Raw genomic sequence first — 1,602 nt, forward strand, 5'->3', positions numbered from 1 at the left:
GCTGCTGAAGATCCTCCTGACCAATTACTGCAGCTATGATTGCGCCTTCTGCATCAACCGCTCGTCCAGCAATGTCCGGCGTGCGCGCTTCACGGTGGAGGAGGTCGTCGACCTCACGCTGAGTTTCTACAAGCGCAACTACATCGAGGGGCTGTTCCTGTCCTCGGGCATCATCCGCTCGCCCGATTACACGATGGCGGAGCTGGTGCGGGTCGCCCAGACGCTGCGGATAGTCCATGGCTTCCGCGGCTATATCCACCTCAAGCTGATCCCCAGCGCCAATGCGGACCTGGTGGCGCAGGCCGGGCTCTATGCCGACCGCGTCTCGATCAATGTCGAACTGCCGACCGAGGTCTCGCTGGAGCGCTTCGCCCCCGAGAAGCGGCCGCGCGAGATCAGCGCCGCCATGGGCGGGCTGCGGCTGAAGATCGAGGAGAGCAAGGCCGAACGGGCGAAGACGCGGCGCGCGCCGGTGTTCTCGCCCGCCGGGCAGAGCACGCAGATGATCGTCGGAGCCGACGGGACGAGCGATGCCACGATCCTGCAGCGCAGCGCGCAGCTTTACGGCTCCTTCGGCCTCAGGCGGGTCTATTACTCGGCCTTCAGCCCGATCCCCGATGCCAGCCGCCAGTTGCCGCTGTCGGAGCCACCGCTGCTGCGCGAGCACCGGCTCTACCAGGCCGACTGGCTGACGCGCTTCTACGGCTTCGAGGTCGGCGAGATCCTCGACGACGGCGCGGGTGGCATGCTCGATCTCGCGGTCGATCCCAAGCTCGCCTGGGCGCTGCGCCACCGCGCGCGCTTTCCGGTCGACGTCAACCGGGCCGACCGCGAGACCCTGCTGCGCGTGCCGGGGCTCGGGACCAAGAGCGTCGGTAAGATCCTGGAGACGCGGCGTTTCCGGCGGCTGCGCTTGGAGGATGTCGGCAAGATCGCGCGCTCGATGGCGACGCTACGCCATTTCATCGTCGCGGAGGGCTGGCGGCCGGGCGCGGTGCTCGACAGTGAACGGCTGAAGCATCATCTGGCGCCGAAGCCCCAGCAGCTCGCGCTGTTGTAAGGCTGGCCATGGCGCAGTCCGGTATCCTGGCGCATCTCGACCACCCGGCCGATTTCGACGGCTGGCGGCGGCAGGCGCGCACTCTGGCGCTGGCGGATGTCGCGCCAGGGCGGATCCAGTGGCAGGTGGGGACGGAGGCCTCCGGGCTCTTCGCCGGGCTGGCCGAGCCGCAGCCGCTGCCGCCGAACGGGGCGGAACTGCGCGTGCCGCGGGAGTTCGTCGAGCTGGCGGAGGCGGTGGTCTGTCATCGCGATGCCGGCCGTTTCGACCTGCTCTACCGTCTGCTGCTGCGGCTCCAGCGCGAGCCGATGCTGCTTCACGTGGTCACTGACGACGAGGTGCATCGCGCCCGGGCCATGGCGAAATCGGTCCGCCGCGACCTGCACAAGATGACTGCCTTCGTGCGCTTTCGCGAGGTCGTCGGCCCCGATGGCGGGGAGGCCTTCGTCGCCTGGTTCGAGCCCGAGCACCACATCGTCGAGCGGGTCTCGCGCTTCTTCGTCGAGCGCTTCGCGGCGATGCGCTGGTCGATCCTGACGCCG

At 68.5% G+C, this 1,602-nt stretch carries 2 protein-coding genes; both read left to right on the forward strand.

Annotation, left to right across the window (positions count from 1 at the left end):
• Positions 1 to 1,060 (forward strand): putative DNA modification/repair radical SAM protein (locus Q8M82_RS10685; RefSeq protein ID WP_305691343.1); only part of this gene is annotated, 1,060 nt, incomplete at its 5' end.
• Positions 1,061 to 1,068: 8 nt separating this feature from the next.
• Positions 1,069 to 1,602: TIGR03915 family putative DNA repair protein (locus Q8M82_RS10690; protein WP_305691344.1), on the forward strand; the 534-nt coding region annotated here is incomplete at its 3' end.

Origin of the sequence: Allobosea sp., from assembly GCF_030694325.1 — a bacterium.
Classification (GTDB): domain Bacteria; phylum Pseudomonadota; class Alphaproteobacteria; order Rhizobiales; family Beijerinckiaceae; genus Allobosea.